General features: G+C 62.8%; 1 protein-coding gene. It reads left to right on the forward strand.

The window, feature by feature from the left end:
- Window positions 1–70: 70 nt before the first annotated feature.
- Window positions 71–1,039, forward strand: a complete 969-nt coding sequence (locus IVB12_RS21670) for an IS110 family transposase (RefSeq protein WP_247301653.1) — start codon at window positions 71–73, stop codon at window positions 1,037–1,039.
- Window positions 1,040–1,178: the final 139 nt, after the last annotated feature.

Genomic DNA, 1,178 nt, shown 5'->3' on the forward strand with positions numbered 1-1,178 from the left:
CGGCACTTCATCGGGACCCGAATGGTTGAACGAACTTTAGGTTCGCATAACAAGGGAGGGATCGACGAAGATGGCCAAGCATAGCACGATCTGTGCCGGGATCGATACCGGCAAACGGAAGCTTGATGTGGCGATCGAAGGCAGCCGCGAGCAGTTGCAGGTGAAGAACACGGCGGAAGGCCATGAGGCTTTGCTGACGTGGCTGCGACAGCATCGCGTCAAACGCGTCGGCATCGAGGCGAGCGGCGGTTACGAACAGCCTGTCGTCGCCGAACTGCGACGCAAAGGGTTTGTGGTTGTGGTGTTTCAACCGGCTCAGGTCCGGGCCTATGCCACATTCCACCTGCAGCGGGCCAAGAACGATAAGGTCGATGCCGCTCTTATCGCAGCCTGCACCGCTGCAGTGCGGAAGATCCATGCCGCTCCCGATCCTCGGTTGCTGCCGTTCGCCGAGCAACTGACCATGATCGATCAGATCGGTGAGGATATTGCGCGCCTCAAGAACAGGATCGAGAGCTGCCGCAATGCGGCGATGAACCAGCTCTGGCGCGAGGATATCGCTCGCCTGGAGCAACGTGAGAGGGCCGCACTCAAGGCCCTGGTCGCCGCGATTCGCAAGCATCCCGACCTTGCCAAGAGGCTTGCGCTGATCAACAGCGTCGACGGCATCGGGCTGCCGACCGCCGTGGCCATCCTGGTGCGTCTGCCTGAGATCGGCCGGATCACGCGGGAGCAAGCTGTCGCTCTCGCCGGCCTTGCGCCCTATGACGACGACAGCGGCGAGCGGTCAGGCGTTCGGCATATCGAGGGCGGACGCAAGCGGCTGCGTCGCGCGCTTTATACGGCTTCACTGGCCGCATCGTTTCGCTGGAACCCGCAGCTCATCCAGCTCTACCAGAGGCTGACCAAGGCCGGAAAGGAACACAAACAGGCGCTCGTTGCCTGCGCCAGGAAGATGCTCATCTTCGCAAACACAGTGGTGGCCCGCGGCACGCCGTGGTGCGGCGAACCGCCGGTCGGATCACTTTCTGCTTCTTAGTTCGACCGGGACGCGCTTCTTCGTCCCGACCTACGGCCCCTCATGACGTCGCGCGCAGCGTCCGTCAAGGATGGCCGTCGCTCGCTCGAACCTCACGTGGTCTGTTGCCAGGCCACGCCTTGACGGACGCGAGCACGGC

The organism is Bradyrhizobium sp. 179, assembly GCF_023073535.1.
Lineage (GTDB): Bacteria > Pseudomonadota > Alphaproteobacteria > Rhizobiales > Xanthobacteraceae > Bradyrhizobium.